Genomic DNA, 15,556 nt, shown 5'->3' with positions numbered 1-15,556 from the left:
CGGCCGGGTCTGCGTTCAGCGCAGGCAGTCGCGCAGCCACGCCGCGCACTGCTCGGCGCGCGCGCCCGGCCATTGGACGCTGACCGTGGTATCGCCACGGCGCAGCTCGACATGAATGGTGTCGGCAGCGCCCGCGCTGCCCTCTCCGCTCAAGCTGCCGATTAGCCGCCCCCACCAGCCACGGCCCCGCAGGTCTTGGGCCGTGGAGGAGAGCTCCGAAGCTGGCGCTGGTGCTGGCGAATTCCGGGCTTGCACCACCGTTTCCCCGGCTGGCTCGGAGGCCGGCGCGGGCGCGACAGGTGCAGGCACCTGCATGGTCGCCTTGCCCGCAGCGGGCTCCCCTCCCCCGCCTTCGAGCCGCGCGGCCAGATTGTTACCAAACTCCTCCCATATTCGGTCGGCCTTGGTCTTCATCACGCTCAGGCCGAAGGCGCCCAGACGGCCCAGCAGGTCCACGTCGATCTTGATGCGCAGCTCGGTGCCTCCGTCCGGCGTGGCGCTCAGGAAGATTTCACTGCGCTGCTTGAGCGAGCTGGCCACCGAGGTGTCTTCTCCCGTTCCTTCCACGCGCAGATACTCGGGAGCGCGTTGCTCGACGATGCGTGTGCGCAGCTTGAATCTGGCGCTGATGAAGGAGATCTTCTGGTGCATCACCGCCACGTATTCGGTGGGGCTGACCACTTCGATGGACTGCATGCCCGGCACGGCACCTCCCATGACCTGGGGATCGAGCAACAAGGCCCATACCCGCTCTCGCGATGCCGAAACAGTCAGGGTTTTCTCAATTTCCATGCATTTTCTCCGCGGCCACAAGGACCGATTCCACGATCTGGGTGTAGCCCGTGCAACGGCACAGGTTGCCGTTGAGGCCATGGCGAACTTCGTCCGCGCCGGGAAGGGGGTTGCGCCTCAGCAGATCGCAGGCGGCCATGATGAAGCCCGGTGTGCAGTAGCCGCACTGCAGGCCGCCGCATTGCATGAAGCTTTGCTGCAGCGGGTGCAGCCGTTGTGACGGGTCTGCGCCCGCACCCCCAGCAATACGGTCGGCCAGGCCTTCGATGGTGGTGAGCGCGCGGCCCTGGACCTGCACGGCCAGCAGCAGGCAGGACTTCACCACTTCGCCATCCAGCAGCACCGAGCAGGCGCCGCACACGCCCGTCTCGCAGCCGCGCTTGGTGCCCGTCAGGTGCAGGTCATCACGCAGAAAATCCGACAGCAGCCGGCGCGCAGGCACGTCCACGCTGCAGGGCTCGCCGTTGACGGTGCATTCGATGCGATGTCGGCTCATGCCAGCTCTCCTTGTTCCAGTGCCAGGTCCAGGCCAAACAGTTCGGCCACGGTGCGCCGCACGTTGACGCGCACCATTTCTCGGCGGAAATCCGCCGAGCCGCGCAGGTCCGAAACCGGTGTGATGTCGGCCGCGACGATGTCACCCGCCTCGGCCGCCAAGGCCCAGGTGAGGGCACGGCCTTCAAGAAAGCCCTCGGCGCGCCGCTGGCGCACGGGTATGGGCGTAGAGGCGCCCACGACGAGACGCGCGTCGCGGCAGATGCCCCCGGCGGTGTGCGCCACCAGGGCCACGCTGGCCAGCGGCCGGTGTTCGGCCGCTGTGCGCAGAAAGCGCGTGTACACACCGCTGCGCCGGTCGTCTCCTTGCCCCATGGGCGGCACGCGAATCTCGCTGACGATCTCGTCGCCTTCCAGCGCCGTGGCGTAGTAGTCGACCAGGAAGTCCTCGATGTCCAACAGGCGCTCGCCTCTTGCGCTGGCCAGCACGATCTGGGCGCCCAATGCCATCAGGCAGCCGGGCGGGTCGGTGGAGGGGTCGGCATAGCAGAGATTGCCGCCCACCGTACCCTGATTGCGCACCTGCGGGTTGGCCATGCGCTGCGCCATGCCGGCCAGGACAGGATAGTGATGCGACACCAGCGGCGAGGCCGCCAGTTCGGCATGGCGCACCAGGGCGCCGATACGCAGGCCACGCACCGGGTCGAAGTCCAGGCCGCGCAACGCATCGATGCCAGCCAGCGAGACCAGATGCGTGGGCGCGAGCATGCGCTGGCGCATGCCCAGCATCAAGGCCGTGCCGCCGGCGATCACGCGGCAGGCCTCGCCCAGTTCGGCCAGCAACCGGCTGGCCTCCGCCACCGAGGTGGGCTCCAGGAAGTCGAAGTCATGCATGACGGCCCTCCTCGGCGCGTGCGTGCAGCGCCGCCAGGACTTTTTCGGGCGTGATCGGCAGATCGCATATGCGCACGCCGATGGCGTCGTACACGGCGTTGGCAATGGCAGGCGCTCCCGGCAGGATGGCGGTTTCGCTGGCCCCTTTGGCGCCATAGGGGCCGTTGGGGTCGTTGGACTCGACAAAGCCGCCGCGCAGCAAGGGCACGGCGTCGGCCGTTGGCATGGTGTAGTCGGCGAAGTTGCCGTTGGCCAGGCGCCCGCCTTCCAGGTGCAGTTGCTCGTAAAGGGCCCAGCCCATGGCCTGGACGGTGGCCCCGTTGGTCTGCCCATGGATGGCGACGGGGTTCAGCGCCTTGCCGCAGTCGTCGGCCACATAGCTGTCAAGCACCCGGACCTGGCCGGTTTCCGTATCGACCTCGACCTCCACTGCCTGGGCCGCGAAGGAATAGGCCGGCGCGATGTTGCCGTGCAGCTGGGCGTCGTGCATCTGCGTCTGGGCATCCCAGGTGTGGCTGACCTGTATGCCCTCGCCGCCATGGCGCCAGATGTGCTGGCGTGCGAGCTCGGCCATGCCTGCCGCACGGTCGGTGCCGCGCACGCGCACCTGACCATCGGCCAGCTCCAGGTCGTCGACCTGCGCCTCCAGCACGACGGCGGCCAGGGCCAGCAGCTTGCTGCGGGCCGCCTGCGCGGCACCTATGGCGGCATTGCCTGCAGCCATGGTCACGCGCGAGGCCAGCGAGCCTATGGCGAAGGGCGTGCTGTCCGTGTCGGGTGCGGCCACGCGGACCTGCGACAACGGCAGCGTGAGTTCATGGGCGACGATCTGGCTGAGCATGGTGGCCGCGCCCTGGCCCATGTCGCACTCGCCACTGAGCACAAGCACCTGGCCATCCTCATGGATGCGCACCACCACGGTGGAGCCGTCCCAGTTGCCCATGGTGCGGTTGCCGCTGACATGCATGGCCGCGGCCATGCCCACGCCCCTGCGGCGGGCGCCAAGGGCCTGGCGGGGGCGGGCGCGCTTGCCGCGCCAGTCGATGGCATCGGTGGCCTGGTCTATGCACTCCTTGAGGCCGGCGCTGCCGATCTTCCAGCCATGCACTGTCACGTCGCCGGCTTGCACTGCATTGAGCTTGTGGACTTCGGCCGGATCCAGCCCCAGCTGCTCGGCCATGATGTGGATGTGGCTGTTGAGCGCGAACAGCATCTGCGTACCGCCAAAGCCGCGGAACGCGCCGTGCGGCGGGTTGTTGGTATAGACCAGGGTGGCGTGCGATCGGACGTTGCCCTGCCTGTGCATGTTGTCGCTGCGCATGGCACTGACGTGCATGACCTCGGCCGACAGACCCGCATAGGCACCGCACTCGGCAACGATGTGCACCTGCTTGGCGAGGATGCGGCCATCACGCGCCATGCCCAGCTTGAGCGTGATGCGCTCGGGGACGCTGGAGCAGCAGGCCAGGAAGTCCTCCAGCCGGTTGTTGACCAGGCGCACGGGCCGCCCGGTGCGCAGGGCCAGCAGGCCCGCCACGAGCTGGTTGTCGTCCTCGACGATCTTGCCGCCAAAGCCGCCGCCCGTGGTGGCCTGCACCACGCGGATGGCGGACACCGGCAGCTCCAGCGCCGCCGCCAGCCGGGCACGCGCCAGGAAAACCGACTGCGTGGAGGTCTGTACCAACAGGCGGCCATCGGCGTCGATGGAGGCCAGGGTTGCCATGGGTTCCAGGTAGCCCGGGTACTGCGCATGCGTGGTGTACGTGGCTTCGTGAACCAGATCAGCTGCGGCGAATCCGGCATCGGCATCGCCGCGCTCGAAGCGGATCTCGTGGGCGATGTTGCCCCGGCCCGGATGAACGCCGGGCGCTTCTTCATCCAGGGCTTCCTCGGGCGTCAGGATGGCGGGCAGTTCTTCGTACTCGACCTCGATCAGGTCCAGCGCATCGCGGGCGATCTCTTCTGTGGCGGCAGCCACGGCTGCCACCTCTTCCCCCGCAAAGCGCACCAGGCCGTCGGCCAGGATGCGCCGCTCCTTGTGGCTCACGCCCCAGGGCGTGCGCGGTGCATCTGCCCCGGTCAGCACGGCTTTCACACCGGGCAGCGCACGCGCTGCAGCAATGTCGATGCGCACGATGCGCGCATGCGGATAGGGGCTGCGCAACAGCTTGGCATGCAGCATGCCCGGCAGCTTGAGGTCGCCCGCGTACTGGGCACGACCTAGTACCTTGGACAGCGCCGTGACCTGGGCCGTCTCGCGGCCCAGCGTGGAATTCGAGGTATTCATGTCATTCAGCGGTGATGCCGAGTTCGCGGATCACCTTGCCCAGGCGCTCGTAGTCGGCAGCGTTGACATCGGCCAGCACCTGCGGCGACCCGCCCACGGGCACGGCACCGAAGGTGGCCATCTTTGCCGCCACCTCCGGCATCCTGAGGATCTCGTTGAGATGGGTGTTCAAGGTCTGCACCACGGCGGTCGGCGTGCCCTTGGGCGCGAAGAAGCCATTCCAGGCACCCGCGGCGATGTCCCTGTAGCCCAGTTCCGCCAGCGAAGGCACATCGGGCAGCAGGGGCGAACGCTTCGGGTCGGTCACGGCCAGCGCGCGCAGCTTGCCCGCCTGGATGTACTGGGCCACCGGCCCCAGCGTGACGTAGGCCAGGCCTACATGGCCCGCTGCCACATCGTTGACGGCCGGTGCCACGCCGCGATAGGGCACATGCTGAATGCTCACTCCGGCAGCGCGGTTCAGCCACTCGGCACCTATGTGCATGGGCGAGCCTGCGCCGGGACTGGCGTAGCTGAGCGTCTTGCCGGCCTTGGCCGCAGCCACCATGTCGGCCACGCTTTTGAATCCCGTGGAGGGATGGGCCACGAGCAGCACGGCCTGGCTGGCGGTCTGCACCACGGGGGTGAAACCTTTCAAGGGGTCATAGGTCGCGGCAGGAGGAAGCCTCATCACCATGGGGGCGATGGTGAAGGGGTTGGGCGTGAACAGCAGCGTGTAGCCATCGGGCACGGCCCGCGCAACCAGGTTGTTGCCCACGGTGCCGCCCGCCCCGGGCCGGTTGTCCACCACCACGGGCTGGCGCAGACGCACCGTGAGCTTTTCGGCGAACAGGCGCGCCATGGCGTCCGTGTCACCACCTGCGGGATAGGCGACCACCACGGTGATCGGCCTGGCGGGGTAGTCCTGTGCAAATGCCGGACCACAGACAGCGGTGGCAAAAGCCAATGCTGCAATGGTCAGGCCTTGCCGACGATGGAGGGTCATCACTGGCTCCTTTGAAAGCGCGGACATGCATCGGTCAGATACGGGCATGGCAGCTGGGGCTGGCTATGGGACGAATTCATACGATTCACGCATGAAACATTGATCCTCAAAAGAATCAATGACAATTTTCTCCAGTAAGTTGATGAATCAACTTACCGAAAACACCGATTGACCTCTATTGATTTCTCCAAAGAAATTCCACAAGACAAACATCAGGCAGCCTGTGAAACAATTGATGGGAACATGCCCATCCCACCTTCTCCTCTCCCTGTGCCCAGCACGCCCGCAGGCAATCCCTGGACCCACCTTGACGAGGCAGGCAGCAGCCTGACCGTCGATGCCTTTCTGACCACGCTGATGAGCCAGGTGGGCAATGCGCTGCGGCGCACCATCACCGTGCCCTATGCCGATACGGCGGGCTTGACGGTTTCGGAGTGGCGGCTGTTGGCCCTTGTCGCGCATGCAGGCGAGTTGCCGTTCAGCGCGCTGGTGGTGCAATCCACTTCGGACAAGGCCCTGGTGAGCCGGGCGCTGCGGCTGCTCGAGGAACGCGGCCTGGTGGCCCTGCTGGCGCAAGGCTCCACTCCACGCAAGAAGATCCTGTGCTCCATCACGCCTGCGGGCCGGCAGTTGCATGACGAGGTGATGCCCGTGGCCCGACAACACCAGGCCGCTGCTCTGCTGGCGCTGACGCAGGAGGAACGGGAGGTGATGTATCGGGCCTTGCTCAAACTGCGCGGTTATTGCCAAGGCAGCCAAGCCGACCCAGCGACCGAAGGCGGCCCCGCTACGGCAGACGGCGAAGCCTGAATTCAGCCCACTTCAGGCCGGTTCTGCAGCAACACCTCAGCGCGCGCCAGATCGTCCAGCGTATCGATGTCGGTGAGCACACCAGCATCGTCCACATCGACCTGAACCACATGTCCGGCTTCGCGCAGCGCCTTCAGCACAGGCGCCCCGCCCTTCTCTCCGCTCAACGCCATGAGCGCCGCGCCGCATGCGGCGCCGAAACCCACGGGATGTCCGCGCTCGCCTTGATGGACAGGCTGGGCGGCTCGGGCCCCCGCATGCAATGCATCGGCCACTTTCAGCAAGGTCTGTGGACTCACCAGCGGCAGGTCGGCCGGCAAGACCAGCCAGCCTGGCGCATCGGCTGTGGCACGCACGGCCGCAGACAGCGAATCGCCCATTCCGGGGTGGCCCGCATCTTCCAGATGCCAGGGCAGGCCGCTGGCGCGGACGGCGGCCAGTGTGTGTTCCAGCACGGTGCTGCCGCCCAGCGGCGCGGCGAGCTTGTGCATTGCGCCGCCCGACGCGCGGAAACGCTCGCCACGGCCCGAGGCGAGGATGATCACGCAGGGGCGGCCTTTGAAGTCTCTGAGCATGCGCAACTCTAGCGCAGCAAATGGGAGGTCGGGCGCAGGCACAATGCAGGCCATGAGCAGCATTTCCACCTCGATCGCCGATCTGCGCAAAAGCTACGAGCGCGCGGAACTCAGCGAATCGGCCTCCCTGGCCGATCCGCTGCAGCAGTTTGACCAATGGCTGCAGGAAGCCCTGAGCGCCCAGGTGCCCGAGCCCAATGCGATGACGCTGGCCACCGTGGGCGGCGACCTGCGGCCCAGCACACGCATCGTGCTCATCAAGGGCTATGACGAGCGCGGCCTGGTCTGGTACACGAACTACGACAGCCGCAAGGGCCAGCAACTGGCGGGCAACCCCTTTGCCGCGCTGCAGTTCCACTGGGTGGAGCTGGAGCGCGTGGTGCGCATCGAAGGTCGGGTGGAAAAGGTCAGCGAGGCCGAAAGTGACGCCTACTTCAACAGCCGTCCGCTGGACTCTCGCATTGGCGCCTGGGCCAGCCCGCAAAGCCAGGTCATCAGCGGGCGCAGCGTGCTGGTGGCCAATGCAGCCAAGTACGGCGCGCAGTTCCTGCTGAACCCGCCACGCCCGCCGCATTGGGGTGGATTCAGGCTGGTGCCCGAGCGCTGGGAATTCTGGCAAGGCCGCAAGAGCCGGCTGCACGACCGCCTTTGCTACCAGCTTGAAGCTGGAACCTGGCTGCGCCAGCGCCTGGCGCCCTGATCCCCTCGATTGCTGGCGCTGCTGAAACCCGTCAGCCCGGCAGACGCTGGGCCAGCCACAGCATCAGCGGCACGGTAAGCAGGGCCAGCGCCGTGGACATCGCGATGCTGGCGGACACCTCCTCCTGCATCACGCCATAGCGCTGCGTGAACAGGAACACGTTGGCCCCCACGGGCAATGCAGCCGCCGTGAACATCACGACCACCGGCAGGCCACCCAGGCCGAAGGCCCAGGCCAGCGCCAGCAGCAGCAGCGGATGCACCAGGTTCTTGACCAGCGCGATGCCAGCAGCCTCTCGCAAGTTCTGGCCCACCCTGGTGTAGGCCAGGGTCACGCCGACCAACAGCAGCGCCATGGGGCCCAGCGCCTGGCCCAGGACCTGCAGGGACCGGTCCGCCACTTCGGGCAGCACCAGCCCAGTCTGAGCGAACAGCAAGCCAGCGAGTATGGGCAGCGGCACAGGATGCACGATGCCGTTGCGCACGGCCTGCAGCACCGTGCGCCACATGGGGCGCGGTGCGCTTTGGCCGCAGCGCTGGCGCTCGTGGGCCTCGGCCAGCTCGAACACGATGGTGGCTGCGGTCAGCAGGATCAGCGCATGCAGCGAGACCAGGGTGAACAACGTGACAAGCCCTTCCTCCCCGTAGACCAGCCCCACCAGCGGCACGCCGATCATGACGGTGTTGCTGAACATATTGGCCAGCCCCCGCGCGGCCGAGCGCGTGGAAAAGCCGCCCAGCACCATGGACACCACGAAGATCAGCGCAGTCGCCAGGAAATACAGGGCCACGGGCTGAAAGTCCAGCTCCTGTACCCGCACCGCACCCATGGTGCGAAACAGCAGCGCCGGCGTAAGCACCAGAAACACAAGGTTGGACAAATCCTTGATGGCGGTGGCACGCACCCAGGCCAGCCGGGCGGCAAGAAAGCCCGCGCCTATGCAAAGAATGACAGGGATGAGGGAGGCAAAGACGGGAGAGTTCACTGAAGCAGGACCGGGAAGCTGCGCCTGCGCAGGCTTGCGGCGCGCGCAGATTATGCGCCGCAGACCCGGCCCTGCCTCGTTCAGGCGTCGTCCCGGGCCTCGAAGGCCCGGCCAGCCTCCACGGACGTGCCAAGGCTCAGATTCATGCCGAACAGCCCCCCTTTTCTGGCGACTTGTCGCCACTGACATTCATCAGTCGATAACAAGGTTGCCACTCAACTTCATGTAAGTTACATTGAACATCCCTATTGGTTGATTCGTTTTGCTCTAGACGCCCATGACTTCATCACCATCCCAGGCACCCGCTGCCGGCAAGCCGCCGTCCACTGTCCCCGACGGACTGGCCCTGTTCCGGCATTGGCTGGAAACCGAGGGCACCAAGGGCTGGGATGCCCTGGACACGGCGCCCGACAGCGGCTACGAAAAGGTATGGCGTGCCTGGCTGCGCAGCCTGGGCGATGCGGGCATGCCAGCCAGAGAAAGTTCCCCCTCCCCCACCACGCCGAAAGGCAAAGTCAATGCAAAGGCCCGCGCCTGGCAACAGGCCACCGCCGTGGATGTCCAGAATTTCCTGCGCCCGCGCGAAGGCCAGTTGTCGGGCCACCAGCCCGGCCGCCGCATCAGCGAGGTCACGCGCAGGCGCTACTGGCGCCTGCTGGAGCGCATCTACGACCATGCGCTGGACCACGGCTGGGTCAGCGCCAATCCCGCCGCAGGGCTGGCGCCACAGGAGCGCCCCCCTGCCGAAGACGGCCAGGGCCATTGCCTTCCCGCTCCGCTGTGGAATGCCCTGCCCCGCCACATTCCGGTGGCAGATGGCTTTCAGTCGGCGCGCGACCGCGCCATCTTGCTGCTGCTGTACGAACTGGCGCTGGCGCCCGAGGAGGTGCGCGGCCTGTGCTGGCGCGATGTGCAATGCGCAGGACCAGGCGATGGCCTTCCCTGTCAATTGCATATCGATGGCGCGCGCGCCGCGCAGCAGCGCACGCTGGAGCTGTCGGAAACGGTGGTGAAGGCGCTGCAGGACTGGAAAGGTTTCAGCGCCGGCCAGCGCGGGCCGGAGGCCGTTCAACCCGATGCCACGGTCTTTTATTCGCGTGAGGGGCAGCCGCTGTCGGTGCGCGTGCTGTTCCATGTGGCCTCGCAGCTGATACAGCGTGCCCATGCGGCCCAGCCCGCTTCTGCCCAGAAGGCGCCGCTGCACCGGGTCGGGCCGCAGGTGCTGCGCAACACGGCCATCGTGCAGTGGTTGCGCGCGGGCCGTGCCGAGACCGAAGTGGTGCAGTGGATAGGCGTCGACAGCGCACGCGCCCTGCGCCATCTGCAGCATTACCTGTAGCAGACGGCGCGGGAGCGCAGCGCGGGCAACCCGCCTTAGAACGACACCTTGACGCCCACGGTGATATTGCGCCCCATCAGCGGCGCAGCGTTCTTGATGAACGATGTGTGGGCGAAGGCCAGGCGGTTGGTCAGGTTGTTGCCCTTGATGAAGAACTGCCAGGGCGTGCCGCCCGAGGTGCGCAGCGTGTAGCTGGCCGAGAGGTTGAGCATGCCGTAGCCGTCCGTCTCGGTCTCGTAGGCGGTGACGCGGTTCTGGCGCAGCACCTGCACCCACTCGGCCTGGGCATCCCAGCCCTTGTAGAAGGTGTCCACGCGCAGGCCTACGCGCGCCGCGGGAATGCGCGGCAAGGCGGAGCCGTCTTCCAGCCGCGCACGCACGGCGTCACCGAACAGGGTCACGCCCCACTGGCGCGACAGCTTCTGGCGCACCTGGCCCTCCACGCCGGTGAAGCGTGCGTCGGCCTGGGTGTATTGCAGCAGTTGCAGGCCGTCATGCTCGTCCAGCGTGGCTCCGTAGATGTAGCCCTTGACGCGATGGTGGAAGGCATTGACGCTGAACGTGGTGTCGCCCGAGGTCTTGCGCAGGCCTATGTCCAGTGCCTGGGAGCGTTCACGCTTGAGGTCGGGATTGCCGCGCTCATAGGTGGATGTGGCCATGTGCAGGCCATTGGCATACAGCTCCTCGGCCGTGGGCAGGCGGTTGCCCTGCGTCAGCGAGGCCGACAGGCTGTAGCCCGGGGTGAACTTCCACACCGAGCCCAGCGAGAACGATGTGCCGCTGTGGCTGCGAGAGATGGCGCTTTGCTGGGCATCCACGGTCTGGCGCTCATGGCGCAGCGCAGCCTGCCAGCGCCAGTCCTGCCAGCGGTATTCCTCCAGCAGGTAGATGCTGTTGCGGCGGGTTTCGGTGGGTTGCACATAGGCCTCCTCCCCCTCGGCACTGAATTTGCGCTGCACGGTCTGCAGGCCGATGACGCCGCGCCAGCCGGCGATGGGCTCCAGCTCTGCCTCCACGCGCAGGTCATGGGCGCGGTTCTTGAACGTGGTCGAGACCTGGCCGTCCTCGATCTCGTCATGGCGGTAGTCGGTCCAGCCGCCGCGCACGCGCAACGCCGCAATGCCTGCCGTCGGATTGCGCCATTCGCCGCGCAAATCCCAGCGCTCGCTGTTGAGGTCGACCACCGGCACGCTGCCATGGTCGTGATCGTGTTCTTCGTCGCCATGGTCATGTCCGTCCTCGTCGCCGTGGTCATGGCCGCCGCAGTGCAGATGGTCGCCATGGGTGTGGCAGCCCTCGAAGCTGTGGTTGTGGCCCGGCAGGCCATATCGCGCGGTCTGGCGCGTGTAGGCCAGGCCCAGGTAGCCTTGCGTGCCGATCCAGGACAGGCCCAGGCTGCCCGTATCCGTGCGGTTGAAGCTGCCGCCCACGCGCCCCTGCGACTGGCCGTTGGGCGACCAGCCGCTGCCCACGCGGTAGTCGCCGGCATCGCGCGCCATGCCCTCGGCATGGATGGCCAACTGGCCCGCGCCGCCCGTCAGCGAGAACGCGCCGGCCGTCTCGCCCGCGCCCGTGCTGCCGCGCAGCTGGGCCGAGCCCGTGATGCCGTTCTTGGGAATGGACGTGGGGATCTTGTCGTCCAGGATGTTGACCACGCCGCCCATGGCACCGCTGCCGCCGTAGATCAGCGCCGAAGGGCCGCGCAGCACTTCGATCTGCGTGGCCAGCATGGGCTCGCTGGCCACGGCATGGTCGGGGCTGATGGTGGAGGCGTCATGCAACTCCGAGCCATCGCTGAGGATCTGCACGCGCGGGCCGTCCATGCCGCGGATGATGGGGCGGCTTGCGCCCGCACCGAAATGGCTGGCGTGGATGCCGGGCTCGCCGTCCAGCGTCTCGCCCAGCGTGGCGGCCTGGCGCAGCGTCAGCACATCGCCTTCCAGCACCGTGGCTGGCGTGGACATATCGGCCGAGGTCAGGCCCAGGCCGCTGGCCTTGACCGTCACCTCATTGAGCACAGGCGTGTCGCTGCGCGGGGCATCCGCCTGGGCGCCGGTGGCAGTTCCGGGCGCGGCGGCGACTCCAGCCTCCGCAGGCTCTGCTGCCATGGCCAGCCCTGCCATCGCGGGGCCGAGCACGCCCGCCAGCAGCAGTTGCTGCAGCAGCGGGCGCAGCTTCATCCTCTCCCCCTGCACCTTGGCGTCCTGGTGGTATTGCTTTGTTGTCACTCTCATCACTGGTCTTCCCGGCAGCGACCGGCCACGGCCCGGGGACGTGGGAATGCGGGCGCTGCAAAAAATGGCGTCGGAAACGGACAACCGGGGTGCGCCATGCAGGCGCACGCAGCCATCCGATCGGATATGCATTCAGGATCTGTCCAACCTGGGCACAGCGCCTCTTGCGTGCAATGCAGGAAGGCGCGCGCAAACAGCTTCAATGGACGGGCGCATGCAGCGCCGCCGCCCAAGGTTCAAGCCGCCAGGCGGGCAGTGATGGGATGCGGGGGACCACGCGCATCGAAGAAAGCCGCCAGCACACGGCCATCGCGCACGATGGGCGGCTGGGCGGGCTCGGCCTGCTCGCCCCAGAAAGGCGGCAGCGCCACGGCGGGCGGTGGCCCCGCCATGCCTTCGTGCAACTGGTCCAGCAGTTGGCAGTCCGCCGGGCCGTGGCCCGAGAACAGCGCATGCACCCAGTCGACGGGTGCAGCGCAGGAGGTGGCCACCACCTCGACCGGGCCATGGGCCGTGGCCGAGGCCAGGCCGCCAGCATGCACCACACGGTGCATCTGGCCCAGCAACGGCGCCAGTGCGATGGACCAGACCAGCAACCAGGCCAAAAGCCAACCCCGATTCGGCACGGCACCGCGCAACGCAAGCCGTGAGGCGGGCGCAGGCGAGTGGCGACTCGGGAGTTTGAAGGGCATGGATGAATCAGGAGCAGGTCAGGCAGCGCAGAGTGTATGCGCCAATTGGCGGGGCAGGTTCCAGCATCCCGTCACAAAGACGGGCGACTGCTCACAGCAGTGCACGGCGGGCAATGCCGCGCTCAATGCGCATGGCGCATGCCGCAGAACTTGCCCAGCGCCAGGCCCTTGCAGTCGGCCTGCAGCTGCTTGTGGCATTGCGCATGGTCACGCCCTGCCGCCAGACACTGTGCGGCGGCCTCGTGGGCCTTGGCCATCGAGCGGTGGCGCTCCATGTCGGCACGGGCATGGGCATCCAGTTGCACCGGGCCACCCTGTGCCTTGGCGTCCGCCGGGGTCTTGGCATGGTCATGGTCTTGGCCGTGATCGTGCGCCTGGGCCGCAGCGGCCAGAAAGACAGCGGCCAGGATCAGGGAAACGGAACGGAAGGGGGAAAAAGTCATGCGAGATCCTGAAGGGCTATGCAAGAGAAAAAGGGAAAGGCGGCCACCTCACACGGACGGATCATTCCGGGAGTGCCCGGTGCCGCTGCAGACCTGGCACCGCCCCGTCACCGACACATCGATGGCCTGGCCCTGCAGGCCGCTGGCTGCCAGCGCCTGCCGCAATTGCAGCAAGGCGGCCTGCAGTTGCTCACCGCCCCCGCCTGCCTCGCCGCCCAGACGAAAGGCGCTGTGGCAATCCGCACACTCGAAGTGCGCAGCGGCGTCGCCTTCGCAGGCCGCGCCCTGAAGGGGCCTGCCGTACCGGGCCACGCGTGCCGCATCCACGCTGCGGCGCAACACGCCAGCTGCGGCCAGCCGGTCCAGCAGCCGGTAGACGGTGACGCGGTTGACCTGCACGCCCTGGGCATGCAGGGCGGCTTCCACATCCGCCTCGCTCAACAGCGCATCGGCGCGCGCCTCCCACAGCGCCAGCACGGCCCGCATGGCGCGGGTCGAACGCATGCCGCAAGGCAAGAGCAAGGGGGAGGGAGTCGGCGATGACATGGGCAATGCAAGAGCGGGCTGCAGAGCGCGACAGGACATCGTTATCGCAACCGGGTTGCATTATGCCCGCAAATCACAACCGCTTACACAACCCGCCCACCTGGGCTCATTGCTTGACCCAGCGCGCAAAGGCACCCCGGAATTTCTGCACCTTGGGCCCCACCACGAAGGCGCAGTAGCCCTGGCTGGGATGGTTCAGGAAGTAGTCCTGGTGATAGTCCTCTGCGGGCCAGTAGCTGGCCAGGGGCTGGACCTCGGTCACGATGGGAGCGTCATACGCGCCCGCCTGGGCCAGCTCGGAGATCAGCGTACGTGCGACCTCCGCCTGATGGTCATTCGTGGTGTAGATCGCGCTGCGGTACTGCGTGCCCACGTCGTTGCCCTGGCGGTTGAGCGTGGTCGGATCGTGCGTGCCGAAGAACACGGTCAACAGGTCGCGCAGCGGAATCACAGCAGGGTCGAACTGCACGCGGATGACCTCGGCATGGCCGGTCTGCCCGGTGCAGATGTCTTCGTAGCTGGGATCGTCCAGATCGCCGTTGGCGTAGCCGCTTTGCACGTCGCTCACGCCGCGCACGCGGTCGAAAACGGCTTCGGTGCACCAGAAACAGCCGCCGCCCAGATAAATGGTTTCAGTCGTCATATGCGCCTTTTCTGTGAGAAATCGAAAAAATGACCACACGCAATGCATGCAGGCCGTTGCGCCTACAGGTTAGCCCATGCACAAGCCAGGTGACGACGAACGGTTCTGCGGTTACGATAACTAACCCATCAGTCATTAATTTTCCGTGACCGACTCCCCCGCCTCTTCACCCGCCCCCGCCGAGCCTTCCGGAAAGCGCAGCCGCCGCAAGCACGAGCGTCCGGGCGAGCTGCTGGAAGCCGCGCTCGACCTCTTCGTGGAAAAGGGCTACGCCGCCACCCGCGTCGAAGAGGTCGCCGCCCGGGCCGGGGTTTCCAAGGGCACGCTGTTCCTCTATTTCGCGAGCAAGCAGGAGCTTTTCAAGGCCGTAGTGCGCCACAGCATCGCGGGCCGCTTCGGCGAGTGGAGCGAAGAGCTCGACAACTACTGCGCGCCTTCAACCGATCTGCTGCGCTACTGCTTCAAGTCCTGGTGGGAACGCATCGGCAGCACCAAGGCGTCGGGCATCACCAAGCTCATGCTCAGCGAGGCGGGTAATTTTCCCGAGCTGTCGCAGTTCTATCACCAGGAAGTGGTTCTTCCAGGCCATGAACTGATCCGGCGCATCCTGCAGCGCGGCGTGGAGCGTGGCGAGTTCCGGCCCATGGATCTGGACCTGTCCGTGCACTGCGTGGTCGCCCCGATGATGTTCCTGATGATCTGGAAGCATTCGCTGGGCGGCTGCCTGCCGCACGGCGACTTCGATCCCGAGCGGTTTCTGGAATCCCAGATCGACTACCTGCTGCATGGCATGTGCCAGCCCCTTGCAGCCACCACACCACCCACCTCCCCGCCCACACCATGAAGCGTCGCACCGGCTGGCTGATCGGCCTGGCCTTACTGATCGCCATCGGCGCCAGCGCATGGCGCGCCGCATCCACCCGGCATAGCAAGGAGGCCGCCATTGCCGCGGCCACCCAGCCGCGCGAGATGCCGGTGCGCGTGGGCCCGCAGGAGGTGGTGCAGCTGCAGCCGCGCCAGTTGCAATTGACCGTGCCCGTCAGCGGCGTGGTGCAGGCCGTGCGCAGCGCCGTGGTCAAGGCCTATGTGGCCGGCGAGCTGCGCGGCCTGCAGGTGCGCGAGGGCGACAGCGTGCG

General features: G+C 66.9%; 16 protein-coding genes and 1 pseudogene. 5 read left to right on the top strand and 12 right to left on the bottom strand.

Annotated elements, in window-relative coordinates:
- Nucleotides 1-15: 15 nt before the first annotated feature.
- Genes L995_RS20110 through L995_RS20090 form a run of 5 tightly spaced genes read right to left on the bottom strand, consistent with a single transcriptional unit; the run spans nucleotide 16 to nucleotide 5,453 of the window.
- On the bottom strand, nucleotides 16-792 hold the full coding sequence (locus L995_RS20110; RefSeq protein ID WP_047473236.1) for a CoxG family protein: 777 nt from the start codon (nucleotides 790-792) through the stop codon (nucleotides 16-18).
- On the bottom strand, nucleotides 782-1,288 hold the full coding sequence (locus L995_RS20105) for a (2Fe-2S)-binding protein (RefSeq protein ID WP_047473234.1): 507 nt from the start codon (nucleotides 1,286-1,288) through the stop codon (nucleotides 782-784). The genes L995_RS20110 and L995_RS20105 overlap by 11 nt, the downstream gene beginning before the upstream one ends.
- Nucleotides 1,285-2,181: an FAD binding domain-containing protein gene (locus L995_RS20100; RefSeq protein ID WP_047473232.1), complete on the bottom strand. Its 897-nt coding sequence runs from the start codon at nucleotides 2,179-2,181 to the stop codon at nucleotides 1,285-1,287. The genes L995_RS20105 and L995_RS20100 overlap by 4 nt, the downstream gene beginning before the upstream one ends.
- The gene (locus L995_RS20095; protein ID WP_047473230.1) at nucleotides 2,174-4,468 is read right to left on the bottom strand and encodes a xanthine dehydrogenase family protein molybdopterin-binding subunit; all 2,295 of its coding nucleotides are present in this window, start codon (nucleotides 4,466-4,468) and stop codon (nucleotides 2,174-2,176) included. Before L995_RS20095 ends, L995_RS20100 begins: the two co-directional genes overlap by 8 nt.
- Nucleotide 4,469: 1 nt before the next feature.
- Complete coding sequence (locus L995_RS20090) at nucleotides 4,470-5,453, bottom strand: Bug family tripartite tricarboxylate transporter substrate binding protein (RefSeq protein ID WP_047473228.1); 984 nt, start codon at nucleotides 5,451-5,453, stop codon at nucleotides 4,470-4,472.
- 243 nt (nucleotides 5,454-5,696) lie between these two features.
- Here L995_RS20090 and L995_RS20085 point away from each other — a divergent pair, with 243 nt between their 5' ends.
- The gene (locus L995_RS20085; RefSeq protein WP_047327329.1) at nucleotides 5,697-6,263 is read left to right on the top strand and encodes a MarR family winged helix-turn-helix transcriptional regulator; all 567 of its coding nucleotides are present in this window, start codon (nucleotides 5,697-5,699) and stop codon (nucleotides 6,261-6,263) included.
- A 2-nt stretch (nucleotides 6,264-6,265) separates the two neighbouring features.
- On the opposite strand, the gene L995_RS20080 is transcribed toward L995_RS20085, so the two are convergent.
- Entirely contained in the window at nucleotides 6,266-6,838 is a 573-nt protein-coding gene (locus L995_RS20080) for a nucleotidyltransferase family protein (protein WP_016447076.1), read from the bottom strand.
- Between the two features lie 52 nt (nucleotides 6,839-6,890).
- On the opposite strand from L995_RS20080, the gene pdxH reads away from it, so the two are divergent.
- Nucleotides 6,891-7,538, top strand: a complete 648-nt coding sequence (pdxH, locus tag L995_RS20075; protein WP_017405177.1) for a pyridoxamine 5'-phosphate oxidase — start codon at nucleotides 6,891-6,893, stop codon at nucleotides 7,536-7,538.
- 31 nt (nucleotides 7,539-7,569) lie between these two features.
- Here the strand turns inward: pdxH and L995_RS20070 are convergent, their stop codons facing one another.
- Nucleotides 7,570-8,523: an AEC family transporter gene (locus tag L995_RS20070; protein ID WP_047473226.1), complete on the bottom strand. Its 954-nt coding sequence runs from the start codon at nucleotides 8,521-8,523 to the stop codon at nucleotides 7,570-7,572.
- A 277-nt stretch (nucleotides 8,524-8,800) separates the two neighbouring features.
- On the opposite strand from L995_RS20070, the gene L995_RS20065 reads away from it, so the two are divergent.
- Nucleotides 8,801-9,862, top strand: coding sequence for a tyrosine-type recombinase/integrase (locus L995_RS20065; protein ID WP_047473224.1), 1,062 nt, complete (start codon nucleotides 8,801-8,803; stop codon nucleotides 9,860-9,862).
- Nucleotides 9,863-9,897: 35 nt separating this feature from the next.
- Here L995_RS20065 and L995_RS20060 read toward each other — a convergent pair whose 3' ends face one another.
- The 5 genes from L995_RS20060 to msrA form a co-directional block, all read right to left on the bottom strand.
- Nucleotides 9,898-12,096: a TonB-dependent receptor domain-containing protein gene (locus tag L995_RS20060; RefSeq protein WP_047473222.1), complete on the bottom strand. Its 2,199-nt coding sequence runs from the start codon at nucleotides 12,094-12,096 to the stop codon at nucleotides 9,898-9,900.
- 236 nt (nucleotides 12,097-12,332) lie between these two features.
- Nucleotides 12,333-12,701: a hypothetical protein gene (locus L995_RS20055; RefSeq protein WP_223275282.1), complete on the bottom strand. Its 369-nt coding sequence runs from the start codon at nucleotides 12,699-12,701 to the stop codon at nucleotides 12,333-12,335.
- 209 nt (nucleotides 12,702-12,910) lie between these two features.
- Nucleotides 12,911-13,231 (bottom strand): hypothetical protein, encoded by a 321-nt coding sequence (locus L995_RS20050; RefSeq protein WP_016447082.1) that lies wholly within the window; start codon nucleotides 13,229-13,231, stop codon nucleotides 12,911-12,913.
- Nucleotides 13,232-13,279: 48 nt separating this feature from the next.
- Nucleotides 13,280-13,735, bottom strand: coding sequence for a transcriptional repressor (locus L995_RS20045; RefSeq protein WP_047217031.1), 456 nt, complete (start codon nucleotides 13,733-13,735; stop codon nucleotides 13,280-13,282).
- Between the two features lie 148 nt (nucleotides 13,736-13,883).
- On the bottom strand, nucleotides 13,884-14,420 hold the full coding sequence (gene msrA, locus L995_RS20040) for a peptide-methionine (S)-S-oxide reductase MsrA (protein ID WP_016447084.1): 537 nt from the start codon (nucleotides 14,418-14,420) through the stop codon (nucleotides 13,884-13,886).
- A 145-nt stretch (nucleotides 14,421-14,565) separates the two neighbouring features.
- Here msrA and L995_RS20035 point away from each other — a divergent pair, with 145 nt between their 5' ends.
- Together L995_RS20035 and L995_RS20030 are read left to right on the top strand one after the other, a co-directional pair.
- A complete protein-coding gene (locus tag L995_RS20035; protein ID WP_047473219.1) occupies nucleotides 14,566-15,264 on the top strand; it encodes a TetR/AcrR family transcriptional regulator in 699 nt (232 codons plus the stop codon).
- Nucleotides 15,261-15,556, top strand: a pseudogene (locus L995_RS20030) (efflux RND transporter periplasmic adaptor subunit); the annotation flags it as partial. The gene L995_RS20035 and the pseudogene L995_RS20030, both read left to right, overlap by 4 nt.

The organism is Delftia sp. ZNC0008, from assembly GCF_000799035.1.
GTDB lineage: Bacteria > Pseudomonadota > Gammaproteobacteria > Burkholderiales > Burkholderiaceae_C > Comamonas > Comamonas tsuruhatensis.
This window is presented reverse-complemented; position numbering and strand designations above follow the sequence as displayed.

What these genes read in the sequence shown, in the direction of transcription:
- L995_RS20100 (WP_047473232.1), bottom strand. Translation starts at nt 2,181, where the DNA reads ATGCATGACTTCGACTTCCTGGAGCCCACCTCGGTGGCGGAGGCCAGC.
- L995_RS20065 (WP_047473224.1), top strand. Translation starts at nt 8,801, where the DNA reads ATGACTTCATCACCATCCCAGGCACCCGCTGCCGGCAAGCCGCCGTCC.
- L995_RS20060 (WP_047473222.1), bottom strand. Translation starts at nt 12,096, where the DNA reads ATGAGAGTGACAACAAAGCAATACCACCAGGACGCCAAGGTGCAGGGG.
- L995_RS20095 (WP_047473230.1), bottom strand. Translation starts at nt 4,468, where the DNA reads ATGAATACCTCGAATTCCACGCTGGGCCGCGAGACGGCCCAGGTCACG.
- L995_RS20045 (WP_047217031.1), bottom strand. Translation starts at nt 13,735, where the DNA reads ATGCGTTCGACCCGCGCCATGCGGGCCGTGCTGGCGCTGTGGGAGGCG.
- L995_RS20085 (WP_047327329.1), top strand. Translation starts at nt 5,697, where the DNA reads ATGCCCATCCCACCTTCTCCTCTCCCTGTGCCCAGCACGCCCGCAGGC.
- L995_RS20110 (WP_047473236.1), bottom strand. Translation starts at nt 792, where the DNA reads ATGGAAATTGAGAAAACCCTGACTGTTTCGGCATCGCGAGAGCGGGTA.
- L995_RS20050 (WP_016447082.1), bottom strand. Translation starts at nt 13,231, where the DNA reads ATGACTTTTTCCCCCTTCCGTTCCGTTTCCCTGATCCTGGCCGCTGTC.
- L995_RS20090 (WP_047473228.1), bottom strand. Translation starts at nt 5,453, where the DNA reads ATGACCCTCCATCGTCGGCAAGGCCTGACCATTGCAGCATTGGCTTTT.
- L995_RS20080 (WP_016447076.1), bottom strand. Translation starts at nt 6,838, where the DNA reads ATGCTCAGAGACTTCAAAGGCCGCCCCTGCGTGATCATCCTCGCCTCG.
- pdxH (WP_017405177.1), top strand. Translation starts at nt 6,891, where the DNA reads ATGAGCAGCATTTCCACCTCGATCGCCGATCTGCGCAAAAGCTACGAG.
- msrA (WP_016447084.1), bottom strand. Translation starts at nt 14,420, where the DNA reads ATGACGACTGAAACCATTTATCTGGGCGGCGGCTGTTTCTGGTGCACC.
- L995_RS20105 (WP_047473234.1), bottom strand. Translation starts at nt 1,288, where the DNA reads ATGAGCCGACATCGCATCGAATGCACCGTCAACGGCGAGCCCTGCAGC.